The organism is Kumtagia ephedrae (assembly GCF_003012745.1).
GTDB classification, from domain to species: domain Bacteria; phylum Pseudomonadota; class Alphaproteobacteria; order Rhizobiales; family Rhizobiaceae; genus Kumtagia; species Kumtagia ephedrae.
Genome location: NZ_PXYK01000001.1, coordinates 124,745 through 144,167 on the forward strand (window position 1 = coordinate 124,745; position 19,423 = coordinate 144,167).

A 19,423-nucleotide genomic window follows, 5' to 3' on the forward strand; every position below is an offset into this window, starting at 1 on the left:
CTGTTCCTGGAATTGCGGCTCGGGGCATGCTGCTGCGGCCGGAAATGCGCCCGTTGCCTAACGCAAATCCGGCGTCCGGTCAAACAGACGCGCATATTCCTTGATGGCGTAGGTGTCGGTCATCCCCGCCAGGAAATCGGCGACATGCCGCGCCTTGATGCGCGGTTCGGCCCGGTCCAGCCCCTCGCGCCAGCCGTCCGGCATGGCGCGCGGATCGGCGTAATAGGCGTCGAACAGCTCGCGCACGATGCGGTCGGCCTCGGCGCGCACGCGCATCACCTCCTCGTGGCGGTAGATATGGGCGAACAGGAAGGCCTTCAGCTGCTTCTCCTCGGCCGCCATTCCGGCGGAGAAGGTGACGATCGGCCGGCCGGCCGCGCGCACGTCGTCGACGCTTTGCGGCCGCACGCCGTCCAGGTTGCGGCCGGCGGTGGCGATCACGTCCTCGACCATGCGGGTGATCTGGCGCCGCATCAGCTCGTGCCCGGTGCGGACCGGATCGAGCGCCGGATAGAGCGCCCTCACCTCCTCCAGCAGCCGCGCCGGCAGCGTCGCCTCGGACAGCGTGCCGATGGTGAGCAGCCCGGCGCGCAGCCCGTCGTCGATGTCATGGGTGTTGTAGGCGATGTCGTCGGCGATCGCCGCGCACTGCGCCTCCAGGCTGGCGTAGCGGCCGAGCTCGAGGTCGTGCAGCTCGTTGTAGTCGAGGATCGTGCGCGGCACCGGACCCTTCAGCCCCTGTCCATCAGGACCGATCAGCGGGCCATTGTGCTTGACCAGCCCCTCCAGCGTCTCCCAGGCGAGGTTCAGCCCGTCGAACTCCGCGTAGCGGCTCTCCAGCCGCGTCACCACGCGCAGCGACTGGGCGTTGTGGTCGAAGCCACCCCACGCCGCCATCTTGTCGTTCAGCGCCTCCTCGCCGGTGTGGCCGAAGGGCGTGTGGCCGAAATCGTGGACCAGCGCCAGCGCCTCGGCCAGATCCTCGTCGAGCCGCAGCGCCCGCGCCAGCGCGCGGGCGATCTGCGCCACCTCGATGGTGTGGGTAAGCCGGGTACGGAAATGATCGCCCTCGTGGGCGACGAATACCTGCGTCTTGTGCTTCAGCCGGCGGAAGGCGGTGGAATGGATGATGCGGTCGCGGTCGCGCTGGAACGGCGTGCGGGTCGGGCTTTCCACCTCGTCGAACAGCCGGCCGCGGCTTTTCGCCGGATCGCAGGCATAAGGCGCGCGCGGCCGGTAGCCGAAGCCGATGTCGCCCAGTTCTCCTGCCCCGCTCATGGCACCGCCGCCGGTTGACTTGCCCCCGTCCGCTTCATACCTATTGTGCGAGAGCGAACGCAAGGTGACGCCCATGAACGCGGATGCCAAGTCTGCCATGAAAGTCGAGATGACCGACGCCGCCGCCAAGCGCATCGCCGCGATCGTGGCGAAGGAGCCGGGCAAGACGGCGCTGCGCGTCACCGTCGAAGGCGGCGGCTGCTCCGGCTTCTCCTACAAGTTCGACCTGACCGAAGCCCGCAACGACGACGACGTCGCCGTCGAGAGAAACGGCGCGACAGTGCTCATCGACGACCTGTCGCTGGTCTATATGGGCGGCTCGGTGATCGACTTCGTCGACGATCTGATGGGCCAGTCCTTCCAGATCAGGAACCCCAACGCCGTCGCCTCCTGCGGCTGTGGCACCAGTTTTTCGATCTGACGGCAAGCGGCCCGTGCCGGAATCGTCGCCACGAAATGGCGGCGACGACGACTGCCCGAGGGCGAGTCTCGGGTATCGCCCTCAAACCGGCAGAGAAGACGCCCGCCTATTTTCAAGATTATCTTGAATGACTTGTCTGTTTTTCTGCGGTTCGGCGCGATGCGCGGCCGCAGCGAATCGCCGCAATGAACTGTTTTCATTCATGAGTTGATGGCGTCGGGCGACGCCCTCTTGGCCGTGCCGGGGCCGCTTGACCGCCGCCGTTCCGCGACGCCGCGCCACCTTCGTTGACACATCCTCGTGATCGGTCTCACGCTGCGTAAACCGGGAGGGACTCTCGCACGCCGTCATGGGGAACTACGACATGAACCTGCCACCCAACGCATCGCCCTTGCTCTACAACGAGGATCTCGCTCCAGCCAAAGAACGCAACTGGGGCCCGTTCTCGATCTTCAACGTGTGGACCTCCGACGTCCACAGCCTGTGGGGCTACTATCTCGCCGCCAGCCTGTTCCTGTTCTGCGGCAGCTTCGTCAATTTCCTGATCGCCATCGGCATCGGCTCGCTGATCATCTACGTCCTGATGAACATGGTCGGCATCGCCGGCGTGCGCACCGGCGTGCCCTTCCCTGTGCTGGCCCGCGCCTCCTTCGGCATCTGGGGCGCCAACTTCCCGGCCATCGTGCGGGCGATCGTCGCCTGCTTCTGGTACGGCGCGCAGACGGCGGCCGCTTCCGGCGCCATCGTCGCGCTGCTCATCCGCGACGAGGGCATGCTCGCCTTCCACCAGTCGAGCCACATGCTCGGCCATTCGACGCTGGAGGTGATCTGCTACGTCGTCATCTGGGCGCTGCAACTGCTGATCATCCAGCGCGGCATGGAGACGGTGCGGAAATTTCAGGACTGGGCCGGGCCCGCGGTGTGGGTGATGATGCTGATCCTGGCGATCTACCTGGTCGTCAAGGCCGGTGGCATATCGCTTACCGGCGACATCCCGATGGACGTGCTGCTCGAAAAGACCAAGGACGCCGGCGTTCCGGGCGTGCCCGGCTCGTTCGAGGCGCTGATGGCGGTCGCCGCGATCTGGGTGACCTATTTCGCCGCGCTCTACCTCAACTTCTGCGATTTCTCGCGCTATTCGCCGGACGAGCGGTCGCTGCGGATCGGAAATATCTGGGGCCTGCCGGTCAACCTCATCCTGTTCTCGCTGGTCGCCGGCATCACCACCATCGCCGCCTTCCAGGTCTATGGCGAGGTGCTGCTGCACCCCGACCAGATCTCGGCGAAGTTCGACAGCTGGTTCCTGGCGCTGCTGGCGGCCTTGACCTTCGCGGTTGCGACGCTCGGCATCAACGTGGTCGCCAACTTCGTGTCGCCCGCCTTCGACTTCGCCAACGTCTTCCCGAAACACATCACCTTCAAGCGGGGCGGCTACATCGCGGCCCTGATCGCGCTGGTGCTCTATCCCTTCGCGCCGTGGGAAGGCGGGGCGGCGCATTTCGTCAACATGGTCGGCGCCACCATGGGTCCGATCTTCGGCGTGATGATGGTCGACTACTACCTGATCCGCAAAGGCTGGCTGAACGTCGACGCGCTCTACCACGAGAACGGCGAGTACCGCTTCCAGAACGGCTGGCACGTCAATGCTCTGATCGCGGCCGGCATCGGCATCCTGTTCTCGTCGATCCTGCCCAACTTCACCAACCTGCTGCCGTCCTGGTGGGGCGTCTATGGCTGGTTCTTCGGTGTCGCCATCGCCGGCGTGATCTATTACGGGCTGCGCACGGCGCGCAGCGGGGCCCTGCCGAAGCCGGCCTGAGGTCACAGGAAAGGGCGGCGGGTTTGGCCCCTCGCCGCCCCTTTTTCCTTGCCGCAGCGACGGCATGGGTGCCGCGCCGGATGGCGGCACCCCCAATCGTTCACGCCTCCGCCGCCATCGCCGCTTCGCGGGCCTCGTCCTCCGTCGCCGCGGAGGTGCCGTTGAAGAAGGCGTTGAGCACGACCGCCGAGACCGAGGCGAGCAGGATGCCGGACTCGATCAGCGGATGGATGCCGTGCGGCAGCCACAGCTTGAAATCCGGCGCCACCAGCGGGATGATGCCGAAGCCGATCGACACGGCGACCACGAACAAATTGTTGCGGTTGGTCTTGAAATCGACCTGCGACAGGATGCGGATGCCGGTGGCGGCGACCATGCCGAACATCACCAGCCCGGCCCCGCCCAGCACCACGGTCGGCAGCGCCTCGACCAGCGCGCCCATCTTCGGCACCAGCCCCAGCACCATCAGCATCACGCCGCCGGCCACGCACACGAAGCGGCTCTTCACGCCGGTGACGCCGACCAGGCCGACATTCTGCGAGAAGCTTGTGTAGGGAAAGGTGTTGAAGATGCCGCCGATGACGGTGCCGAGGCCGTCGGTGCGCAGGCCGGCCGACAGCATGGGCTGGCTCACCCTCCTGCCGGTCATGTCGCCCAGCGCCAGGAACATGCCGGTCGATTCGATCATCACCACGATCATCACCAGCGTCATGGTGAGGATCAGCACCGGATCGAAGATCGGCATGCCGAAGCGGAACGGCGTGATCAGCGCGAACCAGTGCGCGTCGGCCACCTTGTCGAAATGCATCATGCCTAGCGACGCAGTCAGGACGCCGCCGACGACGATGCCGAGCAGCACGGCGATATTGGCCAAAAATCCCTTGCCGAAGCGGGCGATCAGCAGGATCGAGGCGAGCACGACCGCCGAGACGACGATGCCGGAGATCGGCGCATAGGCCGGATTGGGCATCGTCGCGGCAAGCGCCAGCTTGTCCGGCACCGCCGGCAACGGCGAACCCGGCGTGCCGGCGATGTCGGCGACCGACTTCAGCCAGTCGGCATGCTCGGGCGCGACCAGCCGCGGCGCCGTCGGCCCGACCGGGTTGCCGAAAATCCAGTTGATGCCGATGCGCATCAGCGAGGCGCCTATCACCACGATGATGGTGCCCGTCACCACCGGCGGGAAGAAGCGCAGCATGCGGCTGACCAGCGGCGCGATCAGGATGCCGATCACGCCGGCGCCGATGATGGCGCCGAAGATCATGCGCGCGCCGTCCGGCCCCGGATTGGCGGCGGCCATCGCCACCATCGGTCCGACCGAGGCGAAGGTGACGCCCATCATCACCGGCAGCTTGATGCCGAACCACTGGGTCGCGCCGAGCGACTGGATCAGCGTGACCAGGCCGCAGACGAACAGGTCCGCCGAGATCAGGAAGGCGACCTGCTCCGGATCGAGCTTCAGGGCCCGGCCGATGATGAGCGGGACGGCGATGGCGCCGGCATACATGACCAGCACATGCTGAATGCCGAGAGCGAACAGACGCGGTGCCGGCAGCACCTCGTCCACGGGATGCGGAGTTGAAGACATGGCATTCGTTCCCCTGTTGTCACCAGTCCTGAGAAATGCCGAAGAGGACCGGTTTCCTTCCGCTGAAGGATGGTGCAGGATCGACTCGCATGGTCCACGGCGCCATGCAGAATAATTTGAAATTCTTGCGTGATTTTCATGAAGATCGCTACCTGGAACATCAACGGCGTGCGCGCCCGCATCGGCAACCTGATTGCCTGGCTGAAGGAGAGCGATCCCGACATCGTCTGCCTGCAGGAGATCAAGTCGGCCAACGAGCAGTTTCCGCGGCTGGAGATCGAGGCGCTCGGCTACCATGTCGAGACCAACGGCCAGAAGGGCTTCAACGGCGTCGCCATCCTGTCGAAACTGAAGTTCGACGAGGTCCACAGGGGCCTGCCGGGCGACGACGCCGACGAGCATGCCCGCTTCATCGAAGGGGTGTTCTCCACGCCGCGCGGCGCGCTGCGTGTCGTCTCACTCTACCTGCCCAACGGCAATCCGATCGGCACCGAGAAATTTTCGTACAAGCTCGGATGGATGGCGCGGCTGGAGCGCTGGGCGACGGAGCGGCTGGCCCTGGAGGAGCCGCTGGTGATGGGCGGCGACTACAACGTCATTCCGGAGAACGGCGACGCCAGGAACCCGGAAGTCTGGGTGAACGACGCGCTGTTCCAGCCGGAGAGCCGGCAGGCGCTGCGCCGGCTGGTCAATCTCGGCTTCACAGATGCCACCCGCGCCTCGACCGATGCAAAGGACGTCTTCACCTTCTGGGACTACCAGGCGGGCGCCTGGCAGAAGAACAATGGCATCCGCATCGATTTCCAGATGCTGTCGCCGGAGGCGGCGAACCTGCTCACGTCAGCGTCGGTCGAGAAACATGTACGCGCGTGGGAAAAGCCGTCGGACCATGTGCCGGTGGCGATCGAGCTGGCGGCGTAGGGCTTGGATCCAGGGGTGCGTCCTTCGAGGCTCACCCGGACAACAGCCCGAACGGGCTATCCTTACTGCGCGCCCTTGGTCAGGTAGTCCTCGGCGAGCGCGATCGCGGTGCGGCGGTCGGCTTCGGGCGCGAGCGCGAAGGCCTCCTCCTGCATGCTGCGGATCCAGCTCTTGTCGCCGGGCGCGGCGCGCTCCAGCGCGGCCGTCATCATCGCCAGCCCGCGAACGACCTTGCCGCTCTCGAACAGAAGGTTGCCCAGCGTCGCCTGCGCGCCGGCATGGCCCTTCTCGGCGGCAAGCTGCAGCCAGCGGCCGGCCTGGCGGACGCTTCGCTTCACGCCGTCGCCGTTGAGGAACATCTTGCCCATCTCGAACTGGGCGCTGGGATTGCGGTAGTTGGCGGCCGCGCGCATGTAGTACTGCTGGGCCGCGGCCGGATTGGCCTGGACCGGGCTGCCGGGGATGCCGGTCTTCAGGTAGGTCCCGAGCGCCACCAGCGCGTCGGACATGTAGCTTTCCTCGGGACTGCCCGGCTCCACGTCCTGCGCGGCGATCTCGTTGAAGAACTTGAAGGCCTCGTAATCGTTGCGGTCGACGCCGTCGCCTTCGGCATACATGCGCGCCAGCTTCCAGGTCGCGCCGATCTGCCCCTTCTCGGCGGCGTAGCGATAGGCCTCGACCGCCTGCTCCTTGTGGCCGCTCTTGTAGGCGCTGAAGCCGAACTGGAACACCGCCCAGGGATTGGACTGCTCCTTGACCTCGCCCTTGTCGTCGAAGATGTGCTGATCGAAGGCGCGCGCCGGGCCGGCAACAGCCAGCGAAGCGGCGAACAACGCCGAGGCAACTCCCGACTTCTTGACAAACGAAACGCTACGCATCGCAGTCTTTTTCTGCACTCCCGGCGAGAGTATTCGTGATTTTCACGAAGAAAGTGTTCATCACCGGCATTTTGTTCCACATTACGGCCGCCAACCGATGCCCGGCTGCCGCCTGCGCTTGCTTCAACCCGGCCGCAGGGCCGATTTCACGAGACCACGAGATGCCGCCCGCGCGAGCGATCGAACGCCCGGCAGCCTTCGGCTGCATGCCATGGTCCCCGGAAAAGTCGCGTCCGCCTTGTGGCGAATGCCCCGCGCGGATAGCCGTCGCGCATGAAAAACGGGCCTCGACCCGACCTGTCCGCTGATGATGCCGGTCCATTTGGACCAAAGTGGGGCGTTTGGCGGCAAGCGGCCGCGGCCCCGACGGGTGCGTCGCACGACCGCGGGCCGCTGCCGCGGCACCGCCGTTCCGGTCGGATCGAGAGGGTAGAAAACCGCGCATTCGCTTCCTTGCTGCGTTGTTCCGCAGCGATCGTATTCTGGTCCCGCCTTGGACGTATCCGGCGTGCGCCGGGTTTATGGCGGGAAGTTGGCAAATCCGCCGCCCCCATTCCTAGCCCAATCCTTCTACTGAAACTGTTGCGGAATCATCACAAGCCGCACTGCCGTGGGATCTGACGGGTCGGGCGACGTCCTGGTCAAGATCGACGCGTCAGGGCGTCGGTGCTGCCCGACCGCCGGCGGACATATGCGCAAACAAAAACCCCGCCAGCGAGTGGCGGGGTTCGGGAAGTCCGGGGCCGGCGCGGGGGAGCCGGCTCCGTCGATCGAACAATCAGTTCACGGCGTCCTTGAGGCCCTTGCCGGCGCTGAACTTGGGCACCGTGCGGGCCGGGATCTTCACTTCCGCGCCGGTCTGCGGGTTGCGGCCGGTCGAGGCGGCGCGCTTCGACACGCTGAAATTGCCGAAGCCGACCAGGCGAACGTCTCCGCCCTTCTTCAGCTCGCCGGTGATCACCGAGAACACCGCCTCGACGGCGGACTGGGCGTCGGCCTTCGAGAGCTTGGCAGAATCTGCAACCGCAGAAACCAGTTCATTCTTGTTCATCAATATTTCCTTCCTTGAGAAATCCGGGACCAGGGACGCAACCGCCGGATAACGGACTTTTTCGGAGTCTACAGTTCCAACTCTCCCTGCCGGGGTGTCACGCAGACGCGACGAAAAATCCCGGAGTTCCGCCGTTTGTCACATGAAAAAGCCGGGCGCAAGGCCCGGCTTCGTCGATAATGGCGCATTCCACCCAAAATCAGTGGGCAAGCCCCTTGCCGGCCTCGTCGCCGGCGTCGGCGGCGGCTGGAACCGGCTGCGCCGGCTCCGTCCACTCGATCGGCTCGGGCATGCGCACCAGCGCGTGCCGCAGCACTTCGCCCACCCTCGAGACCGGCACGATCTCCATGCCGCTCTTCACGTTGTCGGGGATCTCGGCCAGATCCTTGGCGTTCTCCTCGGGGATCAGCACCTTCTTGATGCCGCCCCTGAGCGCCGCCAGGAGCTTCTCCTTCAACCCGCCGATCGGCAGCACGCGGCCGCGCAGCGTGATCTCGCCGGTCATGGCGACATCAGCCCGCACCGGGATGCCGGTGAGGATCGAGACGATCGAGGTGGCCATGGCCACGCCGGCCGACGGACCGTCCTTGGGCGTGGCGCCTTCCGGCACGTGCACGTGGATGTCGCGCTTGTCGAAGAGCGGCGGCTCCACGCCAAAATCGAGCGCCCTTGAGCGGACGTAGGACGCCGCCGCGGAGATCGATTCCTTCATCACGTCCTTCAGGTTGCCGGTGACGGTCATCCTGCCCTTGCCGGGCATCATGACACCCTCGATCGTCAGCAGCTCGCCGCCGACCTCGGTCCAGGCCAGGCCGGTGACGACGCCGACCTGATCGTCCGTCTCGGCCGAGCCGAAGCGGAAACGCGGCACGCCGAGATAGTCCTCGAGGTTCTTCGCCGTGATCTTCACAGACTTCTTCTTGGTCTTGATGATCTCGGTCACCGCCTTGCGGCCGAGCTTCATCAGCTCGCGCTCGAGGCTGCGCACGCCGGCTTCCCGGGTGTAGGTCTGGATGATGCCGCGGATGGCCTCGTCGGCGACCGAAAACTCCTTCGGCTGGAGCGCGTGGTCGCGCACCACCTTCGGCATCAGGTGCCGCTTGGCGATCTCGACCTTCTCGTCCTCGGTGTAGCCGGCGATACGGATGATCTCCATGCGGTCCATCAGGGGCGCAGGGATGTTGAGCGTATTGGCCGTGGTCACGAACATCACGCTCGACAGGTCGTACTCGACCTCCAGATAGTGGTCCATGAACGTCGCGTTCTGCTCGGGATCCAAGACCTCCAGCAGGGCCGACGAGGGGTCGCCGCGGAAATCCTGGCCCATCTTGTCGATCTCATCGAGCAGGAAGAGCGGATTGGACTTCTTTGCCTTCTTCATCGACTGGATGACCTTGCCAGGCATCGAGCCAATATAGGTGCGGCGGTGGCCGCGGATCTCGGCCTCGTCACGCACGCCGCCCAGCGCCATGCGCACGAACTCGCGGCCGGTCGCCTTGGCGATCGACTTGCCGAGCGAGGTCTTGCCGACGCCGGGAGGGCCGACGAGGCACAGGATCGGCCCCTTCAGCTTCTTCTGGCGGCTCTGCACGGCCAGGTACTCGACGATGCGGTCCTTGACCTTGTCCAGGCCGAAATGGTCGGCGTCGAGCACCTCCTGGGCGAAGTTCAGGTCCTGCTTGACCTTGGAGTTCTTCTGCCACGGGATCGACAGCAGCCAGTCGAGGTAGTTGCGAACCACCGTCGATTCGGCCGACATCGGCGACATCGAGCGCAGCTTCTTCAATTCGGCTTCCGCCTTCTCGCGGGCCTCCTTGGAGAGCTTCGTCTTCTTGATACGCGCCTCGATCTCGGCGGCCTCGTCGCGGCCGTCCTCGCCCTCGCCGAGCTCCTTCTGGATCGCCTTCATCTGCTCGTTGAGGTAGTACTCGCGCTGCGTCTTCTCCATCTGGCGCTTGACGCGCGAGCGGATGCGCTTCTCGACCTGGAGGACCGAGATCTCGGCTTCCATGAAGCCCATCGCCTTCTCCAGCCGCTCCTTGACGGAGAGCGTGGCGAGCATTTCCTGCTTCTCGGGGATCTTGATGGCGAGATGCGAAGCGACGGTGTCGGCGAGCTTGGAGAAATCGTCGATCTGGCTGGCGGCGCCGACCACTTCGGGCGATATCTTCTTGTTCAGCTTCACATAGTTCTCGAAGTCGGAGACGACGGAGCGCGACAGCGCCTCGATCTCGATCTCCTCTTCCGCCGGCTCGGTTAGCACGACCGCCTTGGCCTCGTGGAAGTCGGCGCGATCGGTGAAGCTCTCGATCCGGGCGCGCGCCGTGCCTTCGACCAGCACCTTGACGGTGCCGTCGGGCAGCTTCAGCAGTTGCAGGACGTTGGCGAGCGTGCCGACGTCGTAGATCGCGTCGGCCTCCGGATCGTCGTCGGCCGCATTCATCTGGGTGGCGAGCAGGATCTGCTTTTCCGCACCCATCACGTCTTCCAGCGCCTTGATCGACTTCTCGCGGCCGACGAAGAGCGGCACGATCATGTGGGGGAACACCACGATGTCACGCAGCGGGAGGACCGCGTAGGTGCCGTTGCCGGATGTACGGGGGAGTCTGGCCATTTCAGTACCTTTCTTCCGCAGTCGCCTCAGCCAACCGCGAATCTCATCTTAGCGGGCACAAGCCTCTCCGCCTATTGCCGAAAGGTGCGGCTTGGTTAGCACGGAAGGAAGCCCCTGACCTAAGCTGTTAGTTGGCGTCGCACCGGCCAAAGGTCAAGGGCAGCGACGGCGGCTGTCCCGTGCCGTCGACAATTCGCGGCGATTCGGCTTGATCGACGCGACGACTTCCGCGACACTCCGCGCAGCCACAAAGTACCTTCGAGTTCGAAGACATGTCCTTCTCCCGTGCCGCGCGCAGCCTTCGTCGCGCCGAAACGGTTCCAGCATGAAGATAGATCGCCGTAACCTGCTGACCGGCGGCGCCCTGCTCGGCCTCGCCGCGGCGACGGTGCCGGCCGAGGCGGCGCCGGCCGCCCAGCCGCCGCGAACGCCGTCGGCGGCGCTTAAAAAAGCGGCCGTCTACGTGCCGGGCTACATGCCGGAATACGCCTTCGCCAACGGCAAGCCGGTCGACCAGAACCGCCGCTTCACCCGCTCGATCCGGCAGGCTGACGGCATCAAGCGCATGATCACCCGCGTCGGCATGGACGGTTCGATCCGCCAGACCCTGCTGCCGGTCAACGCCCATGACGTCGAGGTCGCGCCGGACCGGTCCATCGGCGTATTGTGCGGCTTCGAGGGCGCCGAGCACTGCTCCTTCGACCCCGAGACGCTGGAAATGACTGGCATGGCGCCCTCCTTCCGCGAGGGCTGGCGCGGCGGCGGCCACGCCGTCTACCTCGACGGCGGCAAGACCGTCATCATCTCCGAGCGTTCGCCCAAGCAGCAGGCACGGGGCGGGCTGGAGCATCTCCACGGCCGGCTCACCATCCGCGACCCCGAGACGCTGAAGATCCGCGAGAGCTATTCCACCTACGGGGTCGATCCGCACGACATCCGGCTGATCAACAACGACCGATACATCGTGGCCGCCAATTACGGGTCGGTCATTTCGCCGAAGACCGGCGAACATACCGTGCCGCGCACGGTGGTGGAGGCTTCGATCACCGTGGTCGAGGTGTCGAGCGGCAAGCTGGTCGACAAGAGGAAGACCGGGGCCGGACGCACGGAGCTGCGCCATCTCGCCGCCGGTAGCCTCGACCGCATCTTCGCGATCCAGTCGACCTACGGCAGCGCCAGCGAGGATGCCCGCCAGCGCAGCGCCGACGGAGTGGCTTACGATTCCGACCAGAGCAGTGAGCCCGGCCACAACTATCTCGGCGCCGCGACGCTGAAATACGACGCGCTCAGGAAGAAGCTGTCGAGGATGGGCGATCGGCAGGCCACCAGGCTGATGCAGCACGGGCTGTCGATCCGCTACGACGAGCGCCACGACCAGGTGCTGGCCAGCTATCCGAGCTCGCACCAGCTCATGGTGTTCGACGGGGCGAGCGGCGGCATGGTCAAGCGCCTCGACACGCGCTCGCAGGGGCTGCGCTATCCCTGCGGGATCGCGATGCTGCCGGACGGCCGGCACTATGCCGTGACCGGCTACTGGGAGAACATGTTCGTGTTCGAGCGCGGCTCGCATCGGCTGGTGCGCGAGCTCTGCCGTTATCCCCTGTTCTTCGGCCACAGCCACATCACGTCGGCATAGGCTCGCGCTCACACGAGTAAGCGCTGGCCGCGCAGCCAGAAGCCTGCGGCTGCGTGGGGCAATTGCATATGGGGGTTCACCCCCACCCTAACCCCTCCCACAAGGGGGAGGGGGACCGGGTGGCGTCTCGGCCGAGCACTAATCGTCGACGGTCTTGCGTTGCAAAGCGGCCGCAAAGTTCCCCTCCCCCTTGTGGGGAAGGGTCAGGGGCGGGGGTACAGGGCCGGCAGTCCTGAAATCCCCTATCCGATTACCCTGCTCTCGACTGGGGGAGCAGCCGCGGCATCTCCTCAGACCACCACGAAATCGGCGGCCGTGATGGTCGGCGCGCCGGAGAGCGTCGCGAAATGGACGCCGCCGCCGACGGCGTTGCCGTTGAAGTCGTAGAACAGCTTTCCCGTGTCCGTCTCGTAGATGATGCGGTCCGTGGCATCGCCGGCCAGGCCGGTGGTGTTGGCCCGGAAAGCGGCCGCCGAGAGCGGCCCGACTGTCGTCAGCGCGGTGAACACGGCGTTGTCGAGGTGGATCGTGTCGGCCGCCGCGAGATAGTCGACGATCGTGTCGACATTGGTGGCGGCGCTGAGGCTGGAGTTGAAGACGAAGGTGTCCTTGCCGCTGCCGCCGGCCAGGGTGTCGTTGCCGCGATAGCCCCTGATCTGATCGTCGCCGTTGCCGGCGCTGACCACGTTGACGCCATTGTCGGCAAAAAGCAGGTCATCGAACGCCGAGCCGATCAGGTTCTCGACCTCTGCATAGCTGTCACCCGCCGCCTCGCCCTTGTTCAGGGAGGCATTTGCCAGGCTCGCCGTCACGCCGGTGGTCGCGTCCTTGTAGGAGGCGGTGTCGATGCCGGCCGAGCCTTGCAACTCGTCGCCGCCGGTCCCGCCGATCAGAGTGTCGTTGCCGGAGCTTCCGGCAAGCCGGTCGCCGCCGGCGAGGCCGCGCAGCGTGTCGTTGCCGAGATTGCCGTCGAGGACGTTGGCGCCGGCGTTGCCTTCCACCGTGTCGTTCAACGTGGAGCCGCGCAGGTTCTCGATCGAATTGTAGGTGTCGCCGGCGGCGTTGCCTGTATTGAGCGCCGGATTGTTCAGGCTGACGGTCAGCCCGGTTCCGGAGTCCGAGTAGTCGGCGACGTCGCGTCCCGTGCCGCCGCTCAGATAGTCCTTGCCCGGGCCGCCGCCCCGGAGAAAGTCGTCGCCGGCGCCGCCATAGAGCTTGTTGTCGCCGCCGCCGCCGAAAAGCTCGTCGCGATCGTCATTGCCGAACAGCGTGTCGTTCTTTGAAAAGCCATGGAAGAAATCGCTGAAAGCGCTGCCGTTGTAGTTCCACGGCAGACCGAAGAAGATGTTTTCGATCGGCACCGAGTTGCCGGTTTCGAAGGCGAGTATGAAGGCCTGGGTGAACGCGGTGCCGCCTATGGCAAGGCCGGTGATGTCGAGCATCGGCGTGCTGTCGATATCGAAGCCGGCGCCCTGCTCGGCCACGGTTCCTTCCAGCGCGATGCGGACGCCGGTGACGGTCCCGCCATTGGGCTTGCCGTCAGCCCCGTAGGTCAGGTTGTTTCCGGTGACGACGATGGCGCCTGGGCGCAGCGTGAATTCGCCCGGCGACCCGGACACGGGGTCGGCGACGCCCCAGACGAAGCCGGTCGCGGTCTTGAACAGGATTTCGCTGTTTTCCTCGATCTGAGCGGCCTGGGTAAGTTGGAAACTGAGTTTTCCGCCGAGGCCAAGGGTGTCGGAATCGGCTGCTTGAACGACGACGGCCATGCTTTCCTCCGGCTTTGTGAGTGCGGTCAGGGGAGCGCGGCTCAGACCTTCCAATCGTCGTGGCGGCGGACGGCGAGCCCGGCCCCACGATCTGGAACTCGGTCATCGAATGCCGGAAGTCTCGATGGCGATTGTTTCGGGACGATGGCGGCGCAACGCCATCATGTGACCGTCACCGCAGCCTGGACTGCTCGCGCCTGCCAACGGCCAGACAGCAAAACGGCGCCACGAGGGCGCCGTTGCGATCGTCAGAGCGGCGCCGCCTCAGGCGCTGACACCCTTCTTTTCCTTCTGCTCGGAGTAGATGTAGAGCGGCCGGGCGCTGCCGGTGACCACTTCCTCCGAGATCACGACTTCCTGCACGCCTTCCAGCGCCGGCAGCTCGAACATGGTGTCGAGCAGGATCGCCTCCATGATGGAGCGCAGCCCGCGCGCGCCGGTCTTGCGCTCGATGGCGCGCCTGGCGATGGCCGACAGCGCGTTCTCGTGGAAGGTGAGCTCCACATTCTCCATCTCGAACAGGCGCTGGTACTGCTTGACCAGCGCGTTCTTCGGCTCCGTCAGAATCTGGATCAGCGCGGCTTCGTCGAGATCCTCCAGCGTCGCCAGGATCGGCAGACGGCCGACGAACTCCGGGATCAGGCCGAACTTCAGCAGATCCTCCGGCTCGACCAGGCGGAACACGTCGCCGGTGCGGCGGTCCTCCGGCGAGGCCACCGTGGCGCCGAACCCGATCGACGTCTTGCGGCCGCGGTCCGAGATGATCTTGTCCAGCCCGGCGAAGGCGCCGCCGCAGATGAACAGGATGTTGGCGGTGTCGACCTGCAGGAACTCCTGCTGCGGATGCTTTCTGCCGCCCTGCGGCGGCACCGAGGCGACGGTGCCTTCCATGATCTTCAGCAGCGCCTGCTGCACGCCCTCGCCCGACACGTCGCGGGTGATCGACGGATTGTCGGACTTGCGGCTGATCTTGTCGATCTCGTCGATGTAGACGATGCCGCGCTGCGCCCGCTCGACATTGTAGTCGGCCGCCTGCAGGAGCTTGAGGATGATGTTCTCGACGTCCTCGCCGACATAGCCGGCCTCGGTGAGGGTGGTCGCGTCGGCCATGGTGAAGGGCACGTCGATGATGCGCGCCAGCGTCTGGGCGAGCAGCGTCTTGCCGCAGCCGGTCGGGCCGATCAGCAGGATGTTCGACTTGGACAGCTCCACGTCGTTGTTCTTGGTGGCGTGGGCCAGCCGCTTGTAGTGGTTGTGGACGGCGACCGACAGCACGCGCTTGGCGTAGGGCTGGCCGATCACGTAGTCGTCGAGAACCTTCAGGATCTCCTGCGGTGTCGGCACGCCCTCGCGCGACTTCACCATCGAGGTCTTGTTCTCCTCGCGGATGATGTCCATGCACAGTTCGACGCACTCGTCGCAGATGAAGACCGTCGGGCCGGCGATCAGCTTGCGTACTTCATGCTGGCTCTTGCCGCAGAACGAGCAGTACAGCGTGTTCTTGGAGTCGCCGCCGCCGGAACTGACCTTGCTCATAGTATCCAAGTCCTTTTAGTGCGCCTCACCGGCACGGCGACGAGACGTCGGCACCCACTATTTAGCCGCGGACACGCTGCGATGCCAGCGATTTGGCACAACGACGTTTTCCGCACGCAATAACACGACCAGAAAGCGCGGCTGCAATCCCGATGATCCCTTGCGAAGCTAAGCCGTCGAAAATCAAGATAGGCTTAACGTAGGTCGCCCGGTCGGCCGAGGAAACAGCAAATTGTGTCCGAAATGCCGCAGACCACGTCAAAAACGCGTCAACAAAGGCAAGCTTCGGATTCTCCGCCATCATCCCTGCTGCGCGGCTGCCTCGATCGCCTCGCGGCTCGAGATGACCTTGTCGATCAGGCCGAACTCCCTGGCCTCGTCCGACGTCATGAAGTGGTCGCGGTCGAGCGTGCGCTCGATCTCGTCGTAGCTCTTGCCGGTGTGCTTGACATAGACCTCGTTGAGGCGGCGCTTCAGCTTGATGATGTCCTGGGCGTGACGCTCGATGTCGGAGGCCTGGCCCTGGAAGCCGCCGGACGGCTGGTGGACCATGATGCGCGCGTTGGGCGTGGCGAAGCGCATGTCCTTGTGGCCGGCGCACAAGAGCAGCGAGCCCATGGAGGCCGCCTGGCCGACGCACAGCGTCGACACCGCCGGCTTGATGAACTGCATGGTGTCGTAGATCGCCATGCCGGACGTGACGACGCCGCCGGGCGAATTGATGTAGAGCGAGATCTCCTTCTTCGGGTTCTCGGCTTCGAGGAACAGAAGCTGCGCGCAGACCAGCGTCGCCATGCCGTCCTCGACCGGCCCGGTGATGAAGATGATGCGTTCCTTGAGGAGCCGCGAGAAGATGTCGTAGGCCCGCTCGCCGCGGTTGGTCTGCTCGACCACCATCGGCACGAGATTCATGTAGGTTTCGACGGGGTTCTTCATCGACAGTCCCTTGGTTGGGGATCCGGCGCCTGCGACGGCGGAATCGTGCGTTGCTTCGTTGCCTCTGTAAATAGGATGCCGGCTTCGCCTTGCGCAAGGCCGGCCTGAGCAAGGACCGGCGTTAACGAAGCTTAACGATTCCGCTTTCCCCGGCCGCGGCACCCGCTATGGTAGCATCGGGTGCGGTCCAGCGTATCGGGGGTAAGTGATGGCCGTGAAGCCAATAGTCTGCGCCGCGGTGGCGTCTTCGTTCCTGCTCGCCGCGGCTTCACCGACGACAGCCGGCGGCAAGCCGGTCGAATGCTACGAGCGGTACCAGACCGCGCCGATCTACGACACCGTCTACGAAAACGTGATGGTGCACCCGGCGACGGAGCGGGTGGAATACGTCCCGCCGATCTACGGCACGCGCAAGCGGCCCGTCCTGGTTGCGCCGGAACGGGTGAGCTACGAGATCATCCCGGCCGTCGTGCGGACGCAATACCGCACCGTGCAGGTTTCGGACGGCGGCTATTCCTGGGAATGGCGCTGGATCAACGGTCGCAAGGTGCTGTGCAAGGTCAAGCACAAGCCGCGCTACGGGCAGATCGCGGAAACCGTGGTGGTGCAGCCGGAATACAAACGACGCGTCGTCATTCCGGCCGAATACGGCTACGAGGTCGAGCAGGTCGTCATCCAGCCGGAGCAGCGGCGCGTCGTCGTCGTGCCGGCGAGCTACCAGACGGTGGCGCGCCAGGTGCTGGTCAGCGAAGGCGAGGCCGGCTGGCGGCGCGTGAAGATCCGGCGGCACTGCTGACGGGCGGGAAAGCAGCACCTCGCGGCTTATTGACCTCAGGCCCGGCCAGGCGGGACCGCCCTGACTAACAGGGCGGCCGCTCACGCGCCACTCCCGACAAAATACGTCACGTGCGGCGAGGAGCGCACACCGGGGACTGGCAAGCGGCGGGCAAGCCGGTCTATTGGTTCACGATGGACGCGCCGCCCGCCTACCTCGCCTTCGATGCCGCTACCCGGCGGCTCCGTCTCGATCCGCACGAGCCCGCGTTCGTGCAGGACCCCTACCCCGCCTATCGCTGGATGCAGGCAAAGGCGCGCTGCGTCTTCTGGGAGGACTTCGGGCTGTGGTGCCTGGCTGGCTATGACGACGTCAACCGGCTGTTCCGTGACAAGCGGTTCGGACGCGAGCGGCCCGGCGGCTATCGCGCGGCGGTCGCGGCCACCGGCGAGCGTCGTCATCTCGCCGATTTCGACGCGGTCGAGGCGGGGTCGCTGCTGGAGCTGGAGCCGCCCGCACACACGCGGCTGCGCACGCTGGTCAACCGCGCCTTCGTCTCGCGCCAGGTGGAACGGCTCAGGCCGAAAGTCGAGGCGCTGGCCCACCGGCTGATCGACGGCTTCGGGAATTCCGGCCGGGCCGAGGCGATCCGCGACTTCGCCACGCCGCTGCCTGCCGCCGTCATCGCCGAGATGATGGGCCTGCCGACGGCAAGCGGGCTGCAGCTCGTCGCCTGGTCGAACGACATGGTGCGCATGTACATGCACAAGCCCGGCCCGGCCGAGGAACATCAGGCCAATGCCTCGGCCCGTGCCTTCGCCGACTTCATCCGCCGTCACGCCGCCGAGAAGCGCAAAAGCCCCGGCGACGACCTGCTCAGCCTGCTGACGGCTGCAGCCGAGGACGGCCAGAAGCTCACCGAGGACGAGCTCGTCTCCTCGGCGATCCTGCTGCTCAACGCCGGCCACGAGGCGACGGTGCACCAGACCGGCAATGCCGTGCGCACGATTCTTGCGCAGGGCGGCGATCCCGGCCGCTTCTTCGAGACGCCGGAGGCGACCGCCGCGACGGTCGAGGAATGCCTGCGTTTCGACGCGCCGCTGCACATGTTCACGCGTTACGTCTATCAGGAGGCGGAGATCGCCGAAGGCGTCGTGCTGAGGCCCGGCGAGCAGGTCGGGCTGCTGCTCGGCGCGGCCAACCGCGATCCCCTCGTTTTTGCCGAACCGGACGCGTTCCGCCCCGGCCGCCCCGACCAGAAGAACGTGTCCTTCGGCGCCGGCATCCATTTCTGCATCGGCGCGCCGCTGGCGCGGCTGGAGCTGCAGATCGCGCTGAAAACGCTGTTCGACCGCCTGCCCGACCTGCGGCTCGCGGAGACGCCCGCCTACAGCGACATCTACCATTTCCACGGGCTTCGGCGACTGGACGTGGCGTTCGGGCCGGGGAGCGTAACCCGATGAAGTTCGCCTTCCTCCAGGAGCCGCCTTTCTGCTTCACCAACGCTGCCGGCGCGGTCGAGGGCTGCGACGTCGAGCTTGCGCGCGTGGTATGCGACCGGCTCGGCCGGCCGTTCGATCCTATCGAGACGGAGTTCGCCGATCTGCTGCCAGGACTGGCCGAAGGGCGGTGGAGCATGACTACCGGGCTGTTCGTGTCGGACGAGCGGCGAAAACTGGTTGATTTCACGCGGCCGATCTGGTCGTTGAGCGACGGGCTGCTGGTCGCCGTGGGTAACCCGCGTGGCCTTACCGGCTATCGCTCTGTCGCTACGGACCCGAACGCCCTGCTCGGCGTCATCACCGACCAGATCCAGCACCGAACGGCGCTGGAGAACGGCGTCCCGTCGGACCGTATCAGAATATTCGCGACCCAGGCCGAAGCGGCGGACGCCGCCCTCGCCGGTGCTGTCCACGCCTATGCGAGCGTAGCCATGGCCCATCGCGGCTACATCGCCCGGCATCCCGGCGCCGCCCTTGCGGTCGTCGAGGTCCCGCCTGCGGAGAAAGGGCCGGCCTTCGGCGCGTTCGCGCTGGCCAAATCCGATGCCGCCTCGCGCCGGGACATCGATGCCTGCCTCGGCGAAGTCCTTGGCACTTCATGGCATCATGAGATGATGGGCCGCTACGGCTTTGCCGATGCGGATGTCGAGCGGATTTTGCGAGGCGGGGAACGCGGGCCGTTGCAGACGGCCACGTAAC

At 65.7% G+C, this 19,423-nt stretch carries 17 protein-coding genes; 7 read left to right on the forward strand and 10 right to left on the reverse strand.

The annotated features are described in order from the left end of the window. Positions 1-57: 57 nt before the first annotated feature. Positions 58-1,278, reverse strand: a complete 1,221-nt coding sequence (locus C7I84_RS00675) for a deoxyguanosinetriphosphate triphosphohydrolase (RefSeq protein WP_106770426.1) — start codon at positions 1,276-1,278, stop codon at positions 58-60. A 73-nt stretch (positions 1,279-1,351) separates the two neighbouring features. On the opposite strand from C7I84_RS00675, the gene erpA reads away from it, so the two are divergent. Together erpA and C7I84_RS00685 are read left to right on the forward strand one after the other, a co-directional pair. Further along, positions 1,352-1,699: an iron-sulfur cluster insertion protein ErpA gene (gene erpA, locus C7I84_RS00680; protein WP_106770216.1), complete on the forward strand. Its 348-nt coding sequence runs from the start codon at positions 1,352-1,354 to the stop codon at positions 1,697-1,699. A gap of 364 nt (positions 1,700-2,063) precedes the next feature. After that, a complete protein-coding gene (locus C7I84_RS00685) occupies positions 2,064-3,518 on the forward strand; it encodes an NCS1 family nucleobase:cation symporter-1 (RefSeq protein WP_106770427.1) in 1,455 nt (484 codons plus the stop codon). Between the two features lie 100 nt (positions 3,519-3,618). On the opposite strand, the gene C7I84_RS00690 is transcribed toward C7I84_RS00685, so the two are convergent. Further along, a complete protein-coding gene (locus C7I84_RS00690; protein WP_106770217.1) occupies positions 3,619-5,106 on the reverse strand; it encodes a nucleobase:cation symporter-2 family protein in 1,488 nt (495 codons plus the stop codon). 138 nt (positions 5,107-5,244) lie between these two features. Here C7I84_RS00690 and xth point away from each other — a divergent pair, with 138 nt between their 5' ends. Continuing rightward, the gene (gene xth / locus C7I84_RS00695) at positions 5,245-6,027 is read left to right on the forward strand and encodes an exodeoxyribonuclease III (protein WP_106770218.1); all 783 of its coding nucleotides are present in this window, start codon (positions 5,245-5,247) and stop codon (positions 6,025-6,027) included. A gap of 62 nt (positions 6,028-6,089) precedes the next feature. Here xth and C7I84_RS00700 read toward each other — a convergent pair whose 3' ends face one another. The 4 genes from C7I84_RS00700 to lon all read right to left on the reverse strand — a co-directional run bounded on the left by C7I84_RS00700 (position 6,090) and on the right by lon (position 10,570). Next, positions 6,090-6,905: a tetratricopeptide repeat protein gene (locus C7I84_RS00700; RefSeq protein WP_106770219.1), complete on the reverse strand. Its 816-nt coding sequence runs from the start codon at positions 6,903-6,905 to the stop codon at positions 6,090-6,092. Further along, a complete protein-coding gene (locus C7I84_RS00705) occupies positions 6,898-7,113 on the reverse strand; it encodes a hypothetical protein (protein ID WP_106770220.1) in 216 nt (71 codons plus the stop codon). The genes C7I84_RS00700 and C7I84_RS00705 overlap by 8 nt, the downstream gene beginning before the upstream one ends. Positions 7,114-7,683: 570 nt before the next feature. After that, positions 7,684-7,956, reverse strand: coding sequence for a DNA-binding protein HupB (gene hupB, locus C7I84_RS00710; RefSeq protein WP_106770221.1), 273 nt, complete (start codon positions 7,954-7,956; stop codon positions 7,684-7,686). Positions 7,957-8,155: 199 nt separating this feature from the next. Then, complete coding sequence (gene lon, locus C7I84_RS00715; RefSeq protein WP_106770222.1) at positions 8,156-10,570, reverse strand: endopeptidase La; 2,415 nt, start codon at positions 10,568-10,570, stop codon at positions 8,156-8,158. Positions 10,571-10,895: 325 nt separating this feature from the next. On the opposite strand from lon, the gene C7I84_RS00720 reads away from it, so the two are divergent. Next, complete coding sequence (locus tag C7I84_RS00720) at positions 10,896-12,206, forward strand: DUF1513 domain-containing protein (protein ID WP_106770223.1); 1,311 nt, start codon at positions 10,896-10,898, stop codon at positions 12,204-12,206. A 290-nt stretch (positions 12,207-12,496) separates the two neighbouring features. Here C7I84_RS00720 and C7I84_RS29490 read toward each other — a convergent pair whose 3' ends face one another. From C7I84_RS29490 to C7I84_RS00735, 4 genes are all read right to left on the reverse strand, one after another. Continuing rightward, positions 12,497-13,975, reverse strand: coding sequence for a calcium-binding protein (locus tag C7I84_RS29490; protein WP_120785106.1), 1,479 nt, complete (start codon positions 13,973-13,975; stop codon positions 12,497-12,499). Positions 13,976-14,239: 264 nt separating this feature from the next. Then, on the reverse strand, positions 14,240-15,511 hold the full coding sequence (clpX, locus tag C7I84_RS00730) for an ATP-dependent Clp protease ATP-binding subunit ClpX (RefSeq protein ID WP_106770224.1): 1,272 nt from the start codon (positions 15,509-15,511) through the stop codon (positions 14,240-14,242). 61 nt (positions 15,512-15,572) lie between these two features. Beyond that, the gene (locus C7I84_RS29600; protein WP_133170041.1) at positions 15,573-15,812 is read right to left on the reverse strand and encodes a hypothetical protein; all 240 of its coding nucleotides are present in this window, start codon (positions 15,810-15,812) and stop codon (positions 15,573-15,575) included. Beyond that, positions 15,812-16,447 carry an ATP-dependent Clp protease proteolytic subunit gene (locus C7I84_RS00735; protein ID WP_106770225.1) on the reverse strand — a complete coding sequence of 212 codons (636 nt, stop codon included), beginning with the start codon at positions 16,445-16,447 and terminating at the stop codon, positions 15,812-15,814. The genes C7I84_RS29600 and C7I84_RS00735 overlap by 1 nt, the downstream gene beginning before the upstream one ends. A 208-nt stretch (positions 16,448-16,655) precedes the next feature. On the opposite strand from C7I84_RS00735, the gene C7I84_RS00740 reads away from it, so the two are divergent. The 3 genes from C7I84_RS00740 (at position 16,656) to C7I84_RS00750 (ending at position 19,422) form a co-directional block, all read left to right on the forward strand. After that, positions 16,656-17,243: a hypothetical protein gene (locus tag C7I84_RS00740; RefSeq protein ID WP_106770226.1), complete on the forward strand. Its 588-nt coding sequence runs from the start codon at positions 16,656-16,658 to the stop codon at positions 17,241-17,243. 173 nt (positions 17,244-17,416) lie between these two features. Next, positions 17,417-18,685 carry a cytochrome P450 gene (locus tag C7I84_RS00745; protein WP_106770227.1) on the forward strand — a complete coding sequence of 423 codons (1,269 nt, stop codon included), beginning with the start codon at positions 17,417-17,419 and terminating at the stop codon, positions 18,683-18,685. Then, a complete protein-coding gene (locus C7I84_RS00750; RefSeq protein ID WP_106770228.1) occupies positions 18,682-19,422 on the forward strand; it encodes a transporter substrate-binding domain-containing protein in 741 nt (246 codons plus the stop codon). The genes C7I84_RS00745 and C7I84_RS00750 overlap by 4 nt, the downstream gene beginning before the upstream one ends. Position 19,423 lies beyond the last annotated feature (1 nt).

Excerpts from the sequence above, each read along its gene's own strand:
- erpA (WP_106770216.1), top strand. The coding sequence starts at position 1,352 with ATGAACGCGGATGCCAAGTCTGCCATGAAAGTCGAGATGACCGACGCC.
- C7I84_RS00735 (WP_106770225.1), bottom strand. The coding sequence starts at position 16,447 with ATGAAGAACCCCGTCGAAACCTACATGAATCTCGTGCCGATGGTGGTC.
- C7I84_RS00675 (WP_106770426.1), bottom strand. The coding sequence starts at position 1,278 with ATGAGCGGGGCAGGAGAACTGGGCGACATCGGCTTCGGCTACCGGCCG.
- C7I84_RS00750 (WP_106770228.1), top strand. The coding sequence starts at position 18,682 with ATGAAGTTCGCCTTCCTCCAGGAGCCGCCTTTCTGCTTCACCAACGCT.
- C7I84_RS00700 (WP_106770219.1), bottom strand. The coding sequence starts at position 6,905 with ATGCGTAGCGTTTCGTTTGTCAAGAAGTCGGGAGTTGCCTCGGCGTTG.
- C7I84_RS00705 (WP_106770220.1), bottom strand. The coding sequence starts at position 7,113 with ATGCAGCCGAAGGCTGCCGGGCGTTCGATCGCTCGCGCGGGCGGCATC.
- C7I84_RS00720 (WP_106770223.1), top strand. The coding sequence starts at position 10,896 with ATGAAGATAGATCGCCGTAACCTGCTGACCGGCGGCGCCCTGCTCGGC.
- C7I84_RS00745 (WP_106770227.1), top strand. The coding sequence starts at position 17,417 with ATGGACGCGCCGCCCGCCTACCTCGCCTTCGATGCCGCTACCCGGCGG.
- C7I84_RS00685 (WP_106770427.1), top strand. The coding sequence starts at position 2,064 with ATGAACCTGCCACCCAACGCATCGCCCTTGCTCTACAACGAGGATCTC.
- lon (WP_106770222.1), bottom strand. The coding sequence starts at position 10,570 with ATGGCCAGACTCCCCCGTACATCCGGCAACGGCACCTACGCGGTCCTC.
- hupB (WP_106770221.1), bottom strand. The coding sequence starts at position 7,956 with ATGAACAAGAATGAACTGGTTTCTGCGGTTGCAGATTCTGCCAAGCTC.
- clpX (WP_106770224.1), bottom strand. The coding sequence starts at position 15,511 with ATGAGCAAGGTCAGTTCCGGCGGCGGCGACTCCAAGAACACGCTGTAC.
- xth (WP_106770218.1), top strand. The coding sequence starts at position 5,245 with ATGAAGATCGCTACCTGGAACATCAACGGCGTGCGCGCCCGCATCGGC.
- C7I84_RS00690 (WP_106770217.1), bottom strand. The coding sequence starts at position 5,106 with ATGTCTTCAACTCCGCATCCCGTGGACGAGGTGCTGCCGGCACCGCGT.
- C7I84_RS29600 (WP_133170041.1), bottom strand. The coding sequence starts at position 15,812 with ATGGCGGAGAATCCGAAGCTTGCCTTTGTTGACGCGTTTTTGACGTGG.
- C7I84_RS00740 (WP_106770226.1), top strand. The coding sequence starts at position 16,656 with ATGGCCGTGAAGCCAATAGTCTGCGCCGCGGTGGCGTCTTCGTTCCTG.
- C7I84_RS29490 (WP_120785106.1), bottom strand. The coding sequence starts at position 13,975 with ATGGCCGTCGTCGTTCAAGCAGCCGATTCCGACACCCTTGGCCTCGGC.